This window comes from [Zimmermannella] bifida NBRC 103089 (assembly GCF_001570925.1).
GTDB lineage: Bacteria > Actinomycetota > Actinomycetes > Actinomycetales > Microbacteriaceae > Gulosibacter > Gulosibacter bifidus.
Map to the genome: position 1 here is coordinate 39,635 of NZ_BCSP01000002.1, position 17,182 is coordinate 56,816.

General features: G+C 62.9%; 14 protein-coding genes and 2 tRNA genes. 8 read left to right on the forward strand and 8 right to left on the reverse strand.

Translation table 11 applies throughout. The features are described 5' to 3' along the window. Positions 1 to 12 precede the first annotated feature (12 nt). On the forward strand, positions 13 to 957 hold the full coding sequence (locus ZBI01S_RS02320) for an NAD(P)/FAD-dependent oxidoreductase (RefSeq protein WP_066055816.1): 945 nt from the start codon (positions 13 to 15) through the stop codon (positions 955 to 957). A gap of 15 nt (positions 958 to 972) precedes the next feature. Here ZBI01S_RS02320 and ZBI01S_RS02325 read toward each other — a convergent pair whose 3' ends face one another. Further along, positions 973 to 1,626, reverse strand: a complete 654-nt coding sequence (locus tag ZBI01S_RS02325) for a SatD family protein (protein ID WP_066055819.1) — start codon at positions 1,624 to 1,626, stop codon at positions 973 to 975. Positions 1,627 to 1,856: 230 nt separating this feature from the next. Here ZBI01S_RS02325 and ZBI01S_RS02330 point away from each other — a divergent pair, with 230 nt between their 5' ends. The 3 genes from ZBI01S_RS02330 to ZBI01S_RS02340 all read left to right on the forward strand — a co-directional run bounded on the left by ZBI01S_RS02330 (position 1,857) and on the right by ZBI01S_RS02340 (position 2,966). Next, positions 1,857 to 2,252: a hypothetical protein gene (locus ZBI01S_RS02330; protein ID WP_066055822.1), complete on the forward strand. Its 396-nt coding sequence runs from the start codon at positions 1,857 to 1,859 to the stop codon at positions 2,250 to 2,252. Beyond that, a complete protein-coding gene (locus ZBI01S_RS02335; protein WP_066055825.1) occupies positions 2,252 to 2,851 on the forward strand; it encodes an HD domain-containing protein in 600 nt (199 codons plus the stop codon). Before ZBI01S_RS02330 ends, ZBI01S_RS02335 begins: the two co-directional genes overlap by 1 nt. Positions 2,852 to 2,891: 40 nt before the next feature. Beyond that, positions 2,892 to 2,966, forward strand: a tRNA-Gln gene (locus ZBI01S_RS02340). A gap of 603 nt (positions 2,967 to 3,569) precedes the next feature. Here ZBI01S_RS02340 and ZBI01S_RS02345 read toward each other — a convergent pair. From ZBI01S_RS02345 to ZBI01S_RS02370, 7 genes are all read right to left on the reverse strand, one after another. After that, positions 3,570 to 4,268 (reverse strand): response regulator, encoded by a 699-nt coding sequence (locus tag ZBI01S_RS02345; protein ID WP_066056353.1) that lies wholly within the window; start codon positions 4,266 to 4,268, stop codon positions 3,570 to 3,572. 8 nt (positions 4,269 to 4,276) lie between these two features. After that, positions 4,277 to 6,838 carry a sensor histidine kinase gene (locus ZBI01S_RS02350; protein ID WP_066055828.1) on the reverse strand — a complete coding sequence of 854 codons (2,562 nt, stop codon included), beginning with the start codon at positions 6,836 to 6,838 and terminating at the stop codon, positions 4,277 to 4,279. Positions 6,839 to 6,840: 2 nt separating this feature from the next. Beyond that, positions 6,841 to 7,458, reverse strand: coding sequence for a potassium-transporting ATPase subunit KdpC (gene kdpC / locus ZBI01S_RS02355; protein ID WP_066055832.1), 618 nt, complete (start codon positions 7,456 to 7,458; stop codon positions 6,841 to 6,843). A gap of 24 nt (positions 7,459 to 7,482) precedes the next feature. Beyond that, positions 7,483 to 9,657 (reverse strand): potassium-transporting ATPase subunit KdpB, encoded by a 2,175-nt coding sequence (gene kdpB / locus ZBI01S_RS02360; protein WP_066055836.1) that lies wholly within the window; start codon positions 9,655 to 9,657, stop codon positions 7,483 to 7,485. 4 nt (positions 9,658 to 9,661) lie between these two features. Continuing rightward, complete coding sequence (kdpA, locus tag ZBI01S_RS02365; protein ID WP_066055839.1) at positions 9,662 to 11,335, reverse strand: potassium-transporting ATPase subunit KdpA; 1,674 nt, start codon at positions 11,333 to 11,335, stop codon at positions 9,662 to 9,664. After that, positions 11,336 to 11,425 (reverse strand): potassium-transporting ATPase subunit F, encoded by a 90-nt coding sequence (locus ZBI01S_RS09435; protein WP_083524436.1) that lies wholly within the window; start codon positions 11,423 to 11,425, stop codon positions 11,336 to 11,338. Between the two features lie 281 nt (positions 11,426 to 11,706). Then, positions 11,707 to 12,600: a LysR family transcriptional regulator gene (locus ZBI01S_RS02370; RefSeq protein WP_066056357.1), complete on the reverse strand. Its 894-nt coding sequence runs from the start codon at positions 12,598 to 12,600 to the stop codon at positions 11,707 to 11,709. Between the two features lie 188 nt (positions 12,601 to 12,788). On the opposite strand from ZBI01S_RS02370, the gene ZBI01S_RS02375 reads away from it, so the two are divergent. From ZBI01S_RS02375 to ZBI01S_RS02390, 4 genes are all read left to right on the forward strand, one after another. Then, on the forward strand, positions 12,789 to 14,315 hold the full coding sequence (locus ZBI01S_RS02375; RefSeq protein WP_083524438.1) for an aminotransferase class I/II-fold pyridoxal phosphate-dependent enzyme: 1,527 nt from the start codon (positions 12,789 to 12,791) through the stop codon (positions 14,313 to 14,315). A 124-nt stretch (positions 14,316 to 14,439) separates the two neighbouring features. Next, positions 14,440 to 15,909 (forward strand): amino acid permease, encoded by a 1,470-nt coding sequence (locus tag ZBI01S_RS02380; protein WP_245610513.1) that lies wholly within the window; start codon positions 14,440 to 14,442, stop codon positions 15,907 to 15,909. A 90-nt stretch (positions 15,910 to 15,999) separates the two neighbouring features. Continuing rightward, positions 16,000 to 16,075, forward strand: a tRNA-Glu gene (locus ZBI01S_RS02385). Between the two features lie 244 nt (positions 16,076 to 16,319). Further along, positions 16,320 to 17,144, forward strand: coding sequence for a PP2C family protein-serine/threonine phosphatase (locus ZBI01S_RS02390; RefSeq protein ID WP_066056367.1), 825 nt, complete (start codon positions 16,320 to 16,322; stop codon positions 17,142 to 17,144). The last annotated feature ends 38 nt before the right edge of the window (positions 17,145 to 17,182 follow it).

Sequence of the window (17,182 nt, forward strand, 5' to 3'; positions counted from 1 at the left end):
CTAGGGGCCTTCATGACCGCAGTGACGGAATTTGCTGAAAACGACCGATATGAGGTCGTCGTTGTGGGCGGTGGGCCGGCGGGGTTGCAGGCAGCGCTGCTGCTTGCCCGCCAGCTTCGCCGCGTGCTCGTGCTCGACAGCAACCGTCCGCGGCATTCGGCCACGCTTGAGGCGCACGGGTTCCTTTCGCGCGACAACATCCCGCCCAACGAGTTGCGTGCCGCCGGGCGCGAATCGGTGCAGGCGTACGAGAACGCCGAAGTGCAATTTGCGCAGGTGCAGCGGATCCGACGCCAAGGTGACGGATTTGTGGTGTCGGCGAGGGGCGTGCGCGGTACGCCGAACCGTGAAGTGTTCGCTGATCGGGTGATTCTGGCGACCGGGCTCAAGGAGCTGCTGCCACAGCTACCGTCGCTGCGTGCGTTCTACGGCACCGACATCCACTCTTGCGTGGTGTGCGATGCCTGGAACGAACGTGATGAGCGCATCGCCGTGTTTGGTGCGCCGGGTGCCGCCACGCTGGCCTACCGCGCCGCGCAGCTCTCGCGAATTGGCTCGCACGTCACCGTGTTCGCCAACGAGACGCAGATTTCTGCCGCGGATGCGGACGAGTTGCGCTCGCGGGGTATCGTCGTTGACCGTCGCGAAATCGACGACGTTGTTGGCGAGCGCGCCACGCTCACCGGAGTTCGCACCGTTGATGGCGAAATCACCCCGGTTGACGCCGCGTTTGTGCTCCCCGACTTTGCGGCACAATTTGATTTTCTCGACGACGATATTCGCCCCGATACGGATGCGCGGGGGCTCGTTGCTGCCGACGAGTTCGGCCGCACGTCGGTCGCTGGGCTCTATGCCACGGGTGAGCTCACGGCTCCCGGCCCCGAGGTGCTGATTATCGCGGCTGGCAAGGGTGCGCGCACCGCTATCGCCGCACACCGCGACGCCGTCGGGCTCTAGGCGAGTAGGTGCGAACTAGGGGAGTTCGCCAAGCTGTGTGATCGCATCGGCAAGGATGCGGAGCCGGTTGTGTACCGCGCGCTGCGAGTTTGCTGACGCCGAGATGCCCAATTTTGTTGCCGCATCCTGATTCGAAAGCCCGGCCACGATGTACCCGAGACTGTGCTGCGAAGCTGGCCGCAGCGCATCCATTTGGGCGTCGATGAGCTGCAGTGCGGCGTTCACCGTGCCGTTGGCAGCCTCGGTGCGGCGGTCGATCACGAGCGTGCGCACGCAGTCGTAGTGCGTGAGTTCGGCGAGGGATTCGACCTGGTTGATGGCGTCGCGAGCGGCCCACCATGCCGAGCCGTCTTGGATGCCGCGGTCGGCGTCGACCACCGTGACTTCGCCACCACCCACACCGAAGCGCAGTGCAATGGGTTCGTGCTGTTCGGGGGATGCGGCTGCGAACCGCAGCGCGAAGGCCGCTGTTAGGGCGTCGCCAAGCGTTGCGTAAATGCCCTGTACTTCGTCGCCGACCGTGGTTCGCAGCGGATCAAGCGCGGGATGGGTCTCGTTGACCTGGTCGATCGCGCGCAGCATGGCCTGGTGGTTGCGCGCGCGGTGGTCGCCGCGCGACCCGATGATGTCGACGAGCAGGGCGACGCAGGATGGATACGTATCCGACATATGTAGATAGTATCGAAAGATCTGCAACATGAAAGAAATATCTTAATGTTGTTGAAGTGAAGTTGCTCGGTTGTTGCGCAGCGGGGTGTGCAGTCTGTTGGGATTGATGTCGGTGGGGGTTACTACAATCGGTGCCGTTGCGTTCACTGCTGGTGCTGGCTTGGGTTTGGTAGCGGATGCGGTTGTGGTCAGCGTGCCGCACAGTGCTTGGGAAGTTGTTCGGGGGTTGCGTGGATACGACGGTGCTCATTGACGTGGCGACCATTGCCATCTGTGGCATTGGCGCGGTCCTTGCGAATCCGGTGATCCGTTTCCTGTTGCAGCGAATTGCGCCCGCGCCAGCGGTGGATGCGCGCGGCCCGCAGCTGCTTGATGCGGAACGCGAGCTGCCGGGTGGTCGCTGGATCGGCATTCTTGAGCGCATCGCCGTCTATGCCAGCCTGGTGGCGGCATTCCCTGCTGGTCTCGCATTCGTGATTGCGATTAAGGGGCTCGGGCGATATCCAGAGCTTCGTGCGCAGAAAAACCCGCGCGTAGGGGAGCTGTTCATCATCGGTACGTTTGCCAGCATGCTCTGGGCGGCGGCATTCGCTGGAATTGCAGTGGGAGTGATGCACTGGTGGTAGTGGAATCAATTGGTCGATCGTTCGATGATCTGCCCGGTGCGACTGAGCTGGATGGTGGCGTGCGACGTCGCCTGCTGGAGCGGTGGCAAGAACCGCACCGCAAGTACCACGGTGTTGCTCACCTGCAATACGGCTTGCAGGTGCTGGATGAGCTCGGCGGTCAGCGGCTCGAGCGCATTGCCTATTGGTGTCACGACATCGTGCACACCAACACCTCGCCGCGTGACGAATACGCATCCGTTGATCTCACCGAAGAGCTCCTCTGGGGGAGGATCTCGGACGTGGAACTCGACGAAGTGACCCGGCTCATCCTCATTACGATCAAACATGCGCCCGCGGCAGGTGACGATGCCGGCGCACGCATTTCGGATGCTGACCTCGCGGGGCTTGCGCTCGATTGGGATGCGTACCTCGAAAACGTTGCCGGGATTCGGGCAGAATTGCCGCATCTGAGCGAAGCGCAGTGGCGTTCGCGGCGTCAGCGGCAGCTCAGCGGGCTGCTCGAGCGCGACCGAATTTTCCACACGGCACACGGCTATTCGGCTTGGGAAGACCGTGCGCGGGTCAACATGTTGCGCGAGTTGGGTGCAATGCGTTAAGCTTTTCTGGTGCTGTGAATGCGCAAGCGTTTACGCGCCATGGGGTATGGTGTAATTGGCAACACGGCTGATTCTGGTTCAGTTGTTCTTGGTTCGAGTCCAGGTACCCCAGCCAACAATCCCAACCGATTTGGTTGGGATATTTTGTTGCCCGCTATACGGGCCGCCTCTGAGCGTCTGGTTTCTTTGCTGCTTGCGGCCCGGTGATGCACCCTGCCGACATGTTCGCCTCCGACCTGGCTCGCCTCCGGTTTGGTGCAGGATTCGGGGGTGGCGGGGTGTTATTCGCCTCGGGTCGCTGCGGATTGCACCATCTTGGAGATTTTCCTCCGGGACTCTTCTGCGGTGTCGCCGCGCCCAGTAGCGCCTCACACCGCAAATCCTCGGGTGGAGCCGCCTCGGGCATTTGGTGGAGGATCTCCAAGCTGGTGCAGAGTTCGGGGTCTGGAGGTGCTATTCACCTCGCAGCGCTGCGGATTGCACCATGTTGGAGATTTTCGACTCTTGGGGTTCTGTCGGGTGCAGCAACCCGTTGAGTGGGGCCACCTCGAAGCGTCGAACTGTCGAGGTGATGCATTGCTGAGGTATTGGAGGTCGGGCGTCTCGAGGGTGGTGCAGGATTCGGGGTCTCGGGGTGTTATTCACCTCGAGGCACCGCAGGCTGCACCACCTTGGAGATCTTCGACCCCGGGGCCACTTACCGCGCGGCAAATCTCAGCTACTGAGCACCCACGAGCCGGTACCCCATCCCCGGCTCCGTGAGGATGTGTTCGGGACTCGCCGGGTCCACCTCGAGTTTGCGGCGCAGTTGCGATACGTACAGTCGCAGGTACCCGGTGTCTTCGGCGTGATCGGTACCCCAGATGTGCTTCAGAATGGTTTGGCGCGTCACGAGCTTCCCGGCATTCCGCACCAGAATCTCCAGGAACTGCCACTCGGTCGGGGTGAGGCGCACCGAACGAGTCTCACCGTTGCTCGTGCGCGTCACGCTATGCGCAGCAAGATCAACGGCCACCTCGCCGAAACGCACCTGCGGTGCGGCGCTCACCGGTTCGTCCTTCGGGAGCCGACGGGTCAGCGCCCGCACCCGGGCGAGCAGCTCCTCAATCGCGAACGGTTTCACGATGTAGTCGTCCGCACCCGCATCCAGCACCTCGACCTTATTTGCGGCACCCGCGCGGCCCGAGACGACCAGGATCGGCACCTGCGACCATCCCCGAATTGCGTGAATCACCTCGACCCCGTCGAGCCGGGGCATCCCCAGGTCGAGCAGCACGAGGTCGGGATGGTGCTCGATCGCGGCCGCAATGGTCTCCGCACCGTCGGCGGCCGTGAAAATACGGTAGCCCTTGGCGGTGAGGGTAATGCGCAGCGCCCGCAAAATCTGCGGGTCATCGTCGGCGATCAGGATATTCATCATTGGTCCTACAGCGTATCGTCACCGGCGTCGGTGCCCGTCGCGGCGGCGGCGCGGGGCACCGTGATCACCATGGTCAACCCGCCACCCGGGGTCGCCTCGGGTGTCAGCGTGCCGTTCATCGATTCAACAAAGCCGCGCGAGAGCGCCAATCCAAGACCGAGGCCGGTCGAGTTATCAGTATCTCCCAGGCGCTGGAACGGCACAAAGATCTGGTCGTGTCGCTCGGGCTCCACACCCGGTCCGCGGTCGATGACGCGGATCTCGACGGTATCGCCGAACACACTCGTGCTCACGTGCACCGGCACGTCCACGGGGCTGTGCCGCTCGGCATTGGTGAGCAGGTTTACGAGCGCGCGCTGCAACAGCACCGGGTCGATCATCGCCAGCGCACCGTCGTGGTTGAGGCCGAGGGTCACGCGGTCGGGGCCAGCACCGAGTTCATCCAGGGCCGCGGCGATCGGCTCGGCCGGGTCGTTCGGCGAACAGTGCAATCGCAGGGTGCCCGCCTGGATGCGGGTGACATCCAGCAGGTCCGTCACGAGGGCGCCAAGCGAGGTCAGGCTCTCCTCCGCGGTGGCCAGCAGCTCCTCGCGATCATCCTCCGACAGCTGCGGGCCCGCGAGCCGGATCCCGCCGATCGCGGCGGTGGCCGCAGCCAGCGGCTTGCGCAGATCGTGACTGAGCGCCGACAGCAAAGCACCGCGGATGCGGTCGGATGCGGCAAGCGGCTCGATGCTCTTTGCCGTTTCGCTCAGCTCCTCGAACTCCATCGCGGCCGTCAGCTGCGCCGTGATGACCGCGAGCAAGCGCTGCTCGGAGGCGTGCAGCTCGGCGCCGTGCAGCTCGAGCACGGCGGTCTCGCCGATCGGGATGCTCGTGAATCGCTCATCGCGCACCGGTTCGCCCGCGGTGGCGAGCACCGTGTCGCCCGCCTCCCCGGAACCCCCAGCGTTCGCAGCGTCGGTTCGCACTAGCCGCACCCCGGGAATCTGCAGGGCTTCGCGGGTGCGATCCACGAGCGCCTGGATCGCATTATCGCCGCGCAGCACGCTACCGGCGACGGTTTGAATCAGCTCCGACTCGGCGGCGGCGCGCCGTGCGATGCGGGTGCGGCGCGCGGCGCGGTCCACGATGAAGCTCACCAGCGCTGCGGCAACCACCGACATGAGCAGGGCCAGCCAGTGCTCGGGCTGATAGATGTGCACTGTCGAGTACGGCTCGATGAAGTAGTAGTCGATTGTCACGCCCGACAGCACCGCGGTGATGAGCGCCGGCCACAGGCCGCCGACCAGCGCCGTAACCACAATCAGCAGCTGGTAGCAAATACCGATGCTCCACACCGCATCCGGCCCTCGGAACGGGAAGAGCGCGGCGGTGAGCAGCGGCCCACCGATGAGGGCGAGCACAAAACCGAGGATGCGGCGCAGTCGCGTGAGTGCGCCGGTGATGCGGGGGAGGGTCCAGCGCTCGGCGGCCCCGGCAATATTGACCATGTGCACGTCGATATCGCCGGATTCGCGCACGACCGTGGCGCCGATTCCGCGCCCGGTGAGGGCGGAGACGAGCCAGCCGCGTCGACTCGCGCCGAGCACGAGCTGGGTGGCGTTCACGGACTTCGCGAACTCGACCAGCGCGGCGGGGATATCGTTCCCGGCAACCTGGTGGTAGCTGCCGTTGAGCTGTTCCACCAGCGCCCGCTGCATGGCGAGGGCCGCCGGGTTCCCGGAGCGCAGGCCATCCTGGCTGGTGACGTGCACGGCGAGCAGCTCGCCACCGGCACGGGCGGCGATCCGCGCGCCGCGACGCAGCAGCGTCTCACCCTCGGGGCCGCCGGTGAGGGCGACCACGACCCGCTCGCGCGCCTCCCAGGTCGCGCCGATGCCGTACATTTCGCGATACCGCTGGAGGGCGATATCGACCTCATCCACGAGCCAGATCAGCGTCAATTCGCGCAGTGCCGTGAGGTTACCGAGGCGGAAGTAGTTCGAAAGGGCCGCGTCGATGCGGTCGGGCGGGTAGACCACGCCGCGCGTGAGCCGGTCGCGCAGTGCCTGCGGGGCGAGGTCAACCAGCTCGATCTGATCGGCGGTGCGCAGCACCGAGTCGGGTACGGTTTCGCGCTGCGGCACCCCGGTGATCTGCTCGACCACATCGTTGAGGGATTCGATGTGCTGAATGTTGAGCGTCGAGATGACGTCGATGCCCGCCGCGAGGAGTTCCTCTACGTCCTGCCAGCGCTTGTTGTGGCGCGGGCCGGTGGCGTCATCGGCGTGGGTGTTGGTGTGCGCCAGCTCATCGACCAGCGCGATTTCGGGTCGGCGGGTGAGCACGGCGTCGAGGTCCATCTCCTCAACTTCGACACCGCGATACGTCACCCGCGCCCGGGGGACGGACGGCAGGCCCTCGGCCATGCGGGCAGTGGCCTGCCGTCCATGTGTTTCGAGAAAGCCGACCACCACATCCTTGCCCTCAGCAAGGAGGCGTTGGCCCTCTTCGAGCATGGTGAACGTCTTGCCGACACCTGGAGCCGCTCCGAGGAGGACTCGGAGCCGACCGCGTTCGCCCATGACTATCCCTTCAGTTCGTCGAGCGCGACGTTGAGTTCGAGGACGTTGACGACCGGTTCGCCCACGTATCCGAGGTCACGACCGGAGGTGTGTTCGGCCACGAGTGTACGCACGGTTGCTTCGTCGATTCCGCGAGCCTTGGCGACTCGGGCGACCTGAATTTCGGCGTACTCGGGGCTGATGTGCGGGTCGAGACCCGAGGACGAGGCGGTGACCGCGTCCGCGGGAACTGCATCCGGCGACACCCCGTTGAACTCGGCGATCTGCTGCTTGCGTTCGGTCACCGAGGCAATCAGATCCGGGTTCTCCGGGCCGTAGTTGGTGCCGGATGAACCGCCACCGTCGTAACCGTTGTCACCGGCAGCAGAGGGTCGCGACTGGAAGTACTCCGGCAGCGGATTGCCCTGCTCGTCGGTGAAGTTCTGGCCGATGAGGGACGAGCCCACGACGCGACCGTCGGTGGTGGTGACCATCGAACCGTTTGCCTGCGCGGGCAGCGTCAGCTGCAGGATCCCGGTCATCAGCGCCGTGTAGCCGACGCCGAGGACAAGGGTGAGGAACACCATCGAGCGGGTGGCGACCCACACGATGCGCCAGGTTTGGCGTGCTGAGTTGTGCATGATGATTGCTTCTCCTAAGCGCTGTTAGAAGCCGGGGATCAGGCGGACCAGCAGGTCGATGAGCCCGATACCAATGAACGGAGTGATGATGCCGCCCAGGCCGTAGATCGTGAGATTACGGGCCAGGATGTTGGATGCGGCCGTGGCCCGGTACTTCACGCCGCGCAGGGCGAGCGGGATGAGGAAGATGATCACGATCGCGTTGAAGATGATCGCCGACAGCACCGCCGAGGCGGGGGAGTGCAAGCCCATGATGTTGAGCGCGCCCAACTGCGGGAAGACCCCCATGAACATCGCGGGGATGATGGCGAAGTACTTCGCCACGTCGTTCGCGATCGAGAAGGTAGTGAGTGCACCGCGCGTGATCAGCAGCTGCTTACCGATGCGAACGATTTCGATCAGCTTCGACGGGTCGGAGTCGAGATCAACCATGTTGCCCGCCTCCTTCGCTGCCGACGTACCGGTGTTCATCGCCACACCCACGTCGGCCTGAGCCAGTGCGGGCGCGTCGTTGGTGCCGTCACCGGTCATCGCGACCAGGTTGCCACCCTCTTGCTCCTTCTTGATGTAGGCGAGCTTGTCTTCCGGGGTGGCCTCGGCGAGGAAGTCATCCACGCCGGCCTCCTCGGCGATCGCCTTCGCGGTGAGCGGGTTGTCACCGGTGATCATGACGGTGCGGATACCCATGGCGCGAAGCTCCTTAAACTTCGCCGGCAGCCCCTCCTTCACGACGTCCTTGAGGTGGACGACACCGAGGAGTCGAGTTTCGCCCTCGGCGGAGCGCTGGGCCACCACCAGGGGCGTACCACCCTGCTGCGAGATATCGGACACGAGCCGGTCAAGCTGGATCGAGATCGATACGGGCACGTGGGCACCCGCATCCTGCACCCAGGCGCTGACGGTGGAGCCGGCACCCTTACGGATCTGCGTGCCGTCGGGCAAGTCGAGACCAGACATGCGGGTTTCGGCGGTGAACGGAACGACCTCGCCGTCGACATCGGCATCGAGCGTCCAGCCCTGTTTTTCAGCGAGCTCGACGATCGATACACCCTCGGGGGTGGGGTCGGCAGCCGATGAGAGCGCGGCGGCGCGGATGAGTTCCTGTTCGCTCACGCCGTCGACCGGCAGGAAGGCGCTGGCGCGACGGTTTCCGTACGTGATCGTGCCGGTCTTGTCGAGCAGCAGCGTCGTCACGTCACCGGCGGCCTCGACCGCGCGGCCCGACATGGCGAGTACGTTGCGCTGGACGAGGCGGTCCATACCCGCGATACCAATCGCGCTCAATAGCGCGCCGATGGTGGTGGGGATGAGGCAGACCAACAGGGCGACCAGCACGGTCACGCTCACCGGCGCGGCGGCATAGGTCGCCATCGGGTTGAGAGTGAGCACGACCACCATGAAGATGATCGACAGCGAGGCGAGGAGAATGTTCAGCGCGATCTCGTTCGGCGTCTTCTGACGCGCGGCCCCTTCAACGAGGGCGATCATGCGGTCGACGAAGGTGGCGCCGGGCTTCGAGGTGATGCGCACGACGATGCGGTCGGACAGCACGCGCGTACCACCGGTGACGGCGGAGCGGTCACCACCGGACTCGCGCACAACCGGCGCGGACTCACCGGTAATGGCCGATTCATCCACCGAGGCGATACCCCAGATGATGTCGCCATCGCCGGGGATGAGCTCACCGGCAGTCACCGTGACAATGTCGCCGATCTTGAGCTCGGCCGAGCTCACCTGGATGGAGGTGGCGCGTTCGGCTGCGGCGTCGCCGGTGGCGTCGTAGTGTTCGATGAGGGTCGCCATGGTGTTGCTGCGGGTCTGCTTCAGCGTCTCGGCCTGTGCCTTACCGCGGCCCTCTGCGACCGCTTCGGCGATGTTGGCGAAGAACACCGTCGCCCACAGCCACAGCGCAATGATCGGGGTGAACGACCACGGCACCTCGGCGCCGCCAGAAGCGGTCGGGCCACCGAGCATGGGTTCGACGATGGCGAGCAGGGTGGTCAGCGCGGCACCGACCCACACGATGAACATGACGGGGTTACGCCACTGTTCGGTGGGGTTCAGCTTGCGCGCCGCATCCGGCAGCGCCTCGCGCAACTGTGCCCAGCTAAATCCGCTCTGGTTCCGAGCGGCGTTGCGACGTTCGGTCTTCTTATCGAGACGTTCGCGGTCGCGTTGGAGTGAGGATGTGTTTGACATTGATCTATATGAGCCCTTCTGCGAGCGGTCCCACAGCAAGTACAGGGAAGAAGGTGAGTGCCGAAACCAGCAGGGTGACGGCGGTCAGGATGCCGACAAACAGCGGTCGGTGCGTCGGGAGCGTGCCCGAGGTCTCGGGCACCTTGTCCTGAGCGGCAAGAGCGCCGGCCAGCGCCAGGGCAAACACCATGGGCAGGAAGCGGCCCACCAGGATGGCCACACCGAGCGCAGTCGCCAGCCACGGGGTGTCCGCGGTGAGACCGGCGAACGCCGAACCGTTGTTGTTTGCGGCCGAGGTGAAGGCATACAGCACCTCCGACATACCGTGCGAACCGGTGTTGTTCAACGCGTTGTTGATGACGTCCTCGCTGATGCCCGGCAGCGCGAAGCTGAGGGCGGTGCCCGAGAGCACGAGCGTCGGCATCACGAGGATGTACAGCGCAGCGAGCTTGATCTCCTTCGGGCCGATCTTCTTACCGAGGTATTCGGGGGTGCGGCCAATGAGCAGGCCCGAGATGAACACCGAGATCACCGCGAGGATGAGGATGCCGTACAGACCCGATCCCACACCACCGGGGGAGACCTCACCGAGCATCATGTTGAGCATCGGCATCATTCCGCCCAGGCCGGTAAACGAGTCGTGCATCGCGTTGACGGCACCGGTCGAAGTGCCGGTACTGGTGGTACCGAAGATCGCGGTGCCGATGACACCGAAGCGCGCTTCCTTACCCTCCATGGCGCCGCCGGCCAGCTGCGGGGCGGTGCCGTGCGCCATCGACTCGAAGGCGACGAGCGCGCTGTACGAGCCGATGTAGAGGATGCCCATGGCCGCGAGGATCGCGTAGCCCTGGCGGCGGTCGCCGACCATCGTGCCGAAGGTGCGCGGCAGCGAGAACGGAATCGCCAGCATTAGCAGTACTTCAAAGAGGTTGGTCCAGGCGTTCGGGTTCTCGAAGGGGTGCGACGAGTTCGCGTTGAAGAATCCCCCACCGTTGGTTCCGAGCAGCTTGATGACTTCCTGGGATGCGGTCGGACCGCCCGGGATGGTCTGTGCGGCACCCGTGAGGGTTTCGACGCTCGTGAATCCGTTGAAGTTCTGGATCACACCGCCGAGCGCCAGCACAATGGCGCCGAGGATCGACAGCGGCAGCAGGATGCGGTACAGCCCGCGCGTGAGGTCGACCCAGAAGTTTCCGATCGTGCCGGTACGGCGTAGCGCGAATCCGCGCACGAGTGCGACCGCGACGGCCATACCAACCGCGGCCGAGACGAAGTTCTGCACCGTCAGACCGGCCAGCTGGGCGGTGTAGCCGAGCGTGGTTTCCGGAGCGTAGGACTGCCAGTTGGTGTTACCCACGAATGAGGCGGCGGTGTTGAACGCGAGCGGTTCGTAGGGTGCATCCAGACCCAGCGAGTAGGGCAGGATCGGCTGGATGCGTTGAATGGTGTACAGCAGCAGCAGACCCACGGCCGAGAACGCGAGCACGCTGCGCAGGTAGGCCTGCCAGGTCTGTGGCGACTCGGGGTCCACCCCAAAGACGCGGTACACCACGCGCTCGGCGCGCAGGTCCTTATTGGAGGTGTACACCCACGCCATGTAGTCACCAAACGGGCGGTGGATAACGGCCAGCGCGAGCGCGACCGTGAGCAGGGTAAGCAGTGCAAATAGCCAGGTCATTTAGAACTTCTCCGGCTTCACGAGGGCGTAGACGAGGTACGCGATGGCGCCGAGGGCGAGGACGGTTGCGATGGCTTGGATGACGATCACAGCTTGTCCACCGCCTTACCAATGAGGCCGATGCAAACGAAGAGTGCAATCACGCCGAGGAAATAAACGGCATCGATCATGTTGAGCTCCACTTGAGGGGGTCATCGACGAGGGATCCTTCGTCGAGCGTCGGTTGACGCATGTCTCGAGTGAAGTCGAGCGCGACAGGGCTGTGTGCCCGTCCTAACGGAATCCATACGGGTGCGCGAAACGCGCTAACGGATGCCTAACGATGTCGGGCAGAGGCGCGCACCGGGGCAGCAATTCGACGCTGCACCCCGCTATCGGGCGCTCAATTGGGTGAGGATGCGGGCCAGCTCGTGCACCGCCGGCGGCGTGTGCTCGGGGTGGGATGCGAGGGCAACCAGGCGCTCTCCGAGGGGCTGGATTGCGGGTCGGAGCGTGACCTCAAGCTGCGGAACCGTGGCGGATTCGGTGATGACGGCCATCCCCAACCCGGCCGCGACCAGCCCGTGGATCATGAGGAGATCATCGGTGCGAATGAGCTCTTTTGGGATGAACCCAGCGCCGCGGCAAGCGCGCTGTAGTGCTCGTCCGGGCGATTCGTCTTCGTGGCGAGCGCAAATCCAGCTCACATCGCGCAACTGCGTGAAATCGAGTTGGCTGCGCTGTGCCAGCGGATGATTCTTGGCAATGAGGACTTGGTATGGCTCGCGTTGTAAGTGCGTCAATTGCAGCCCAGTAGCAGAAAAAGAGGGATCGTCAGCGAAGTCGTAAATGAGTCCGGCGTGGATTTCTTGTCGCTGCAGCATCGAAACAACGGTGGTCGGTTCTGCCTCGATTACTTCAACCTGCACTTGGAATTGTGATTGCAATTGGCGGATTGCCGAAGGCAGTAGTCGTGAGCCGCTTGACGCAAATGTGCCGATTCGTAGGGTCGCGACTCCCGCATCTTTTAACTGGGCGACTGATTTGTGCAGGTGCTGGGCGCGACCAAGAATTCCGTGTGCTTCTTGGAGCACGACGTTTCCCATTTCGGTGAGTCTGACACCGCGGGGTGTGCGCTCCACAAGTTGAACCTCGAGCTCGCGTTCGAGTGCGTTCAAGTGGTGAGTCATGGTCGGCGTTCCGTAATTGAGCGCCTCGGCAGCACGGGCGAGGCTTCCGTGGTCAGCGACGGCGGTCAGGACGCGTAATTGTTGAATCGTGAGCACGCTGTCAGTCTGGCATGGAATCACCTGCATGATTGCGCGCGATATCGCACGACAAATGAATACAATTCATCTGAAAATGAATAGCTGTAATTAAATTGCTCGGTCGTTGCGAGTGGAATACTGGCTATGCCGCTGTGCTCGAATACTTGATATTCCGCAGCGCGCGGCTCGGGATTACCGTGCTAGATATGCGTGTTACTTCAGTAAATGCGCTGTGCGATGAAGCACAGCGTTCGGTGGGAAATCCCCACAGTGTTGCGCCGTATGCAGAGGCGCTTCGCTCGCTCGCCGCCCGTAATTGGCAGCGACTGCACGTTCCAGGTCACCAGGCCAACCCGGAAAACGTGCCTGGACTGGTTGACATCGTTGGAGAAGAAGCCCTCCGCTTGGATTTTCCGATGCTGTTCAGCGGGATCGACCAGCACACTTGGCGCAGTGTAGGCCCCGGACAAAAGACACCGCTCGAGCAGGCTCAATACCTTGCGGCCGATGCGTGGGGAGCCAGCCGCACCTGGTTCGTAACCAATGGTGCATCCGGCTGTAATCACATTGCGACCAACGTCATCCGTGGTTTGGGCGAGGAATTTATTGCGCAGCGAAGCGTGCACTCAAGTGTTATTGACGGCATGATTCATGTCGGTCTTGACCCGGTATTTGTGCAAGGCTCCGTCGACACTGGACTCGGTGCCGCCAATGGTGTGACCGCCGCCCAAATCGAACAGGCCCTGCGCGAAAACCCGCAGGCAAGTGCGGTGTTTATTGTCACGCCAAGCTACTTCGGGGCTGTTGCCGATGTTTCGAGCATTGCGCGGGTCGCGCACGATCACGGTGTGCCGCTTATTGTTGATGAAGCCTGGGGATCGCATTTTGGGTTTCACGAAGGGCTGCCCACCAATGCGGTTCGGCTTGGCGCCGACCTGGTGATCTCGTCGACGCACAAGGCTGCCGGCTCGCTCACCCAGACCGCCATGCTGCAGCTTGGCCACGGTCCGCTGGCGAAACAGATGGAGTCCCTGGTTGACCGCGTCGTGCGCTCCTACCAGTCAACGAGCTGCTCATCGCTCTTGCTGGCTTCGATCGACGAGGCGCGACGCAACCTCATGACCTCGGGGCACGAGCGGATCACGCTTGCGTTGGAATCAGCTGAGGCTGTCCGTCGCGGCATTCGTGAGCAGGGACGCTTCGGTGACGCGACGCCAGCAATCCGCGGTTTGGCGGATGCGGTTGATCACGACCCGTTTAAGATCGTCATCGACATGCGCAACTCGGGTATCACTGGAACTGAAGCGCACTATCTGCTGACTCGCGACCACGGCGTCGTGATCGAGCTCGCAACCGCGAGTGCCATCATCCTGCTCGTGGGTGCAACTTCGCCGATTGACTCGGAGCGAGTATTGCGCGCGCTCCATGCGTTGCCCCGGACGAACTGTACGGATGCATCCACGATGCGCCCGATCCCAGCCCAGGGGGAGCGCGTGTTGAAGCCGTCGGATGCATTCTTTGCGCCGATTGAGATCGTTTCGGCGGCTGAGGCGGTCGGACGGGTGTCTGCCGACTCGCTGGCGGCGTATCCTCCGGGTGTGCCCAATGTGATTCCTGGAGAGCGACTGACGCAGGAAGTCGTTGATTTTCTGCGTTCTGCCGGTGCTGCGCCATCGGGCTATGTGCGCGGGGCAAACGACCCAAAGCTCGACACCTTCCGCGTGCTGCGGTAGTACTTCGAGCGCCGACTGCCTCGCTACCAGCCATTGCGCTCGGCGTTCGTAGCCGTGCTTGTATCCGTCAGGTACGAGCACGGCTGATGATCACAAACCTGTTTTGTCACAAAGGAGTGAAGTCTTGTCGCCACAATTAGCTGGTGCCGTTGATTCGGTCACCACGGAACCACCGCAGATGGAACGCGGCATCAAGAATCGCCACCTGCAACTCATTGCTATCGGTGGCTCGATCGGTACCGGTCTATTCATGGGTTCTGGTGAACTCATCAAGAACGCCGGCCCCGGAATCGTGCTGGTGTACCTGGCAATTGGCCTGTTCGTATTCTTGATCATGCGGATGCTCGGTGAGCTGCTGCTCTCGAACCTGCACTACAAGACCTTCGGCGACGTCGCCAAACACCAGGTCGGGCCCTGGGCCGGGTTCTTTGTTTCGTGGAACTACTGGTTCAGCTGGGTCGTGGCCTGTATTGCAGACATCATCGCGATCACCGGATACGTCAAGTTCTTCAACGCCGACGTGCCAGTTTGGATTCCGGCGCTGATTTCGTGCCTCGTGCTCACCGGCCTCAACCTGCTGCCAGTGAAGTGGTTCGGTGAAGCCGAATTCTGGTTCGCGATCATCAAGATCGTGGCCATTCTGGGGCTCATCGCCGTGGGTATCTACCTGGTGATCACCGGGTTCACGAACCCTGATGGCGTGCAGGCAAAGGTCTCAAACCTTTGGGAATACGGTGGATTCCTGCCAATGGGAATCAGTGGCCTGCTGCTCGGTTTCCAGATGGGCATCTTCTCGTTCATTGGCGTTGAGCTCGTTGGCACCGCGGCTGCAGAAACTGAGAACCCGCGCAAGACCCTGCCGAAGGCGATCAACTCGATCGTGGTCCGCATCCTGATCTTCTACATCGGTGCGCTGCTGGTCATCATGATGGTGACGCCGTGGGTCGATATTGACCCCGAAACCAGCCCGTTCGTTTCGACGCTCTCGCTTGCCGGGTTCGGTATTGCGGCTGCCGTGATCAACCTGGTTGTGCTGACTTCGGCGGCATCGAGTGCAAACTCGGGTCTGTACTCAGACACCCGCATGCTCTTTGCGCTCGCGCACGACGGCCATGCACCAAAGCGGATGGGGGACCTTGCCGAGAACGGTATTCCACGCAAGGCGGTGCTGTTCACGTGTGCGTTCCTGTTCCTGTCGATTCCGGTGCTGCTCGCAGGTGACTCGGTCATTCAGGGATTCATCTTCGTTTCGTCGATCTGCGCCACCCTGGTGCTGTTCACCTGGGGCATGATCTGCGTTTCGTTCATCTGTTACCTGCGCAAGCACCCCGAAAAGCACGCAAACTCGGGATTCAAGACGCCAATTGCGGCGGTCGCACCCTGGCTCGTACTGGCGTTCTTTGTGTTCATTGCCGTGCTATTGGTGTCAGCAGAGGGCACGCGAATGGCGTTCCTGTGCGCACCGATCTGGTTCGTTGTGCTGACGGTGCTGTGGCAGCTGCGTAAGCGCACCCTCGAGAAGGAGGGGCGCCCCATCACCGGCATGATTCCGACCGTGGCGCACCCGCTCGACCTCGAAGACGGTGAGCAATAAGCGCGCCGGGTCAGGCTGCATCGCAAAAAATATCGTGGATGAGTTGACAACAAGAAAATGCTTGTGGCAGACTAGGTGAGTTGTCATCGCGGCCCCATCGTTTAGCGGCCTAGGACACCGCCCTCTCACGGCGGCAGCGCGGGTTCAAATCCCGCTGGGGTCACCACGAACAACACGAAACACCCTCGCTTCGGCGGGGGTGTTTCGCATTTCAGCTATGTCGTCGTGCGCGTTCCGGGTGGTCGCAAGCTGTCCTGCATTGCACTAGGGTTCCGGCGCGCAAGAAATGCGCGGCGAAAATCCCGCGAAAGGACTACGCAAACTGCAGCTAAATGCGTGCGTCCGACCAGGCAAAGGCGATACAGTTTGGGGGCGCCGTTTTGCGGCGTATTTCGGAATCGGGGGATAAGTTGACGAGTCTGGTAGAAACCAGCGCTGGTGAAATTGCCATTCGCGCGGATGCGGTAACCGACGTCGGCAATGTACGCGCCGTCAACGAAGATGCAGTTCTCGCCCAATCCCCAATCTTCCTTGTGGCCGACGGTATGGGTGGTCACTCCTACGGTGACCGCGCCAGCCAAACCGTGGTCGAGACCTTTGCGGAGGCCTTCGCCGACGAAACGCTGGCAGAGCCCGAAGCTGTGCTCGGCGCCATCGACGTCGCGAACCAGCGCATCCAAGAACTCGTTAATGAAGCCGACGGCCCGGGCGCCGTTGCTGGCACTACGCTCACCGGTATGGCGCTGGTCGATGTTGCACCGGCTGATGGCGAGTCGAGTGCGCCGCACTGGATGATCTACAACGTCGGTGACTCGCGCGTCTACGGATGGAACGGCCGCGACCTCGTGCAGATCACGGTCGACCACTCGGCAGTACAAGAACTGGTTGCCCTCGGGATCATCACCCCAGACGAAGCGGAACAGCACCCCGACCGCAACGTCATCACCCGCGCGGTAGGATCAGAGCCAAGCGTTGAGACGGATCTTTGGCTCATGCCGGTCCAAGGCCACCAGCTGTTTCTCGTGTGCTCCGACGGTCTTAACAAAGAACTCGTCGATGCCGATATCGCTGCGATCATTCGCGAATATCTGGCCGAATCTGCACCCGAAGTCTCGCTCGCGCAAGAACTCGTCAACGAAGCCATCTCCCGTGGCGGACGCGACAACATCAGCGTCGTCATCGTTGAATCCAGCGTGCAGGCTGCCGAAGGGGTAGAGGCTCCGCCCCGTCAGTAGCGGGATGCACGTTGGTACCATGACGGACACCGACAATG

Bases quoted from the DNA above. Each gene is read 5' to 3' on its own strand.
- ZBI01S_RS02320 (WP_066055816.1), top strand. From the start codon at position 13: ATGACCGCAGTGACGGAATTTGCTGAAAACGACCGATATGAGGTCGTC.
- ZBI01S_RS02325 (WP_066055819.1), bottom strand. From the start codon at position 1,626: ATGTCGGATACGTATCCATCCTGCGTCGCCCTGCTCGTCGACATCATC.
- ZBI01S_RS02345 (WP_066056353.1), bottom strand. From the start codon at position 4,268: ATGAATATCCTGATCGCCGACGATGACCCGCAGATTTTGCGGGCGCTG.
- ZBI01S_RS02350 (WP_066055828.1), bottom strand. From the start codon at position 6,838: ATGGGCGAACGCGGTCGGCTCCGAGTCCTCCTCGGAGCGGCTCCAGGT.
- kdpC (WP_066055832.1), bottom strand. From the start codon at position 7,458: ATGCACAACTCAGCACGCCAAACCTGGCGCATCGTGTGGGTCGCCACC.
- kdpB (WP_066055836.1), bottom strand. From the start codon at position 9,657: ATGTCAAACACATCCTCACTCCAACGCGACCGCGAACGTCTCGATAAG.
- kdpA (WP_066055839.1), bottom strand. From the start codon at position 11,335: ATGACCTGGCTATTTGCACTGCTTACCCTGCTCACGGTCGCGCTCGCG.
- ZBI01S_RS02375 (WP_083524438.1), top strand. From the start codon at position 12,789: ATGCGTGTTACTTCAGTAAATGCGCTGTGCGATGAAGCACAGCGTTCG.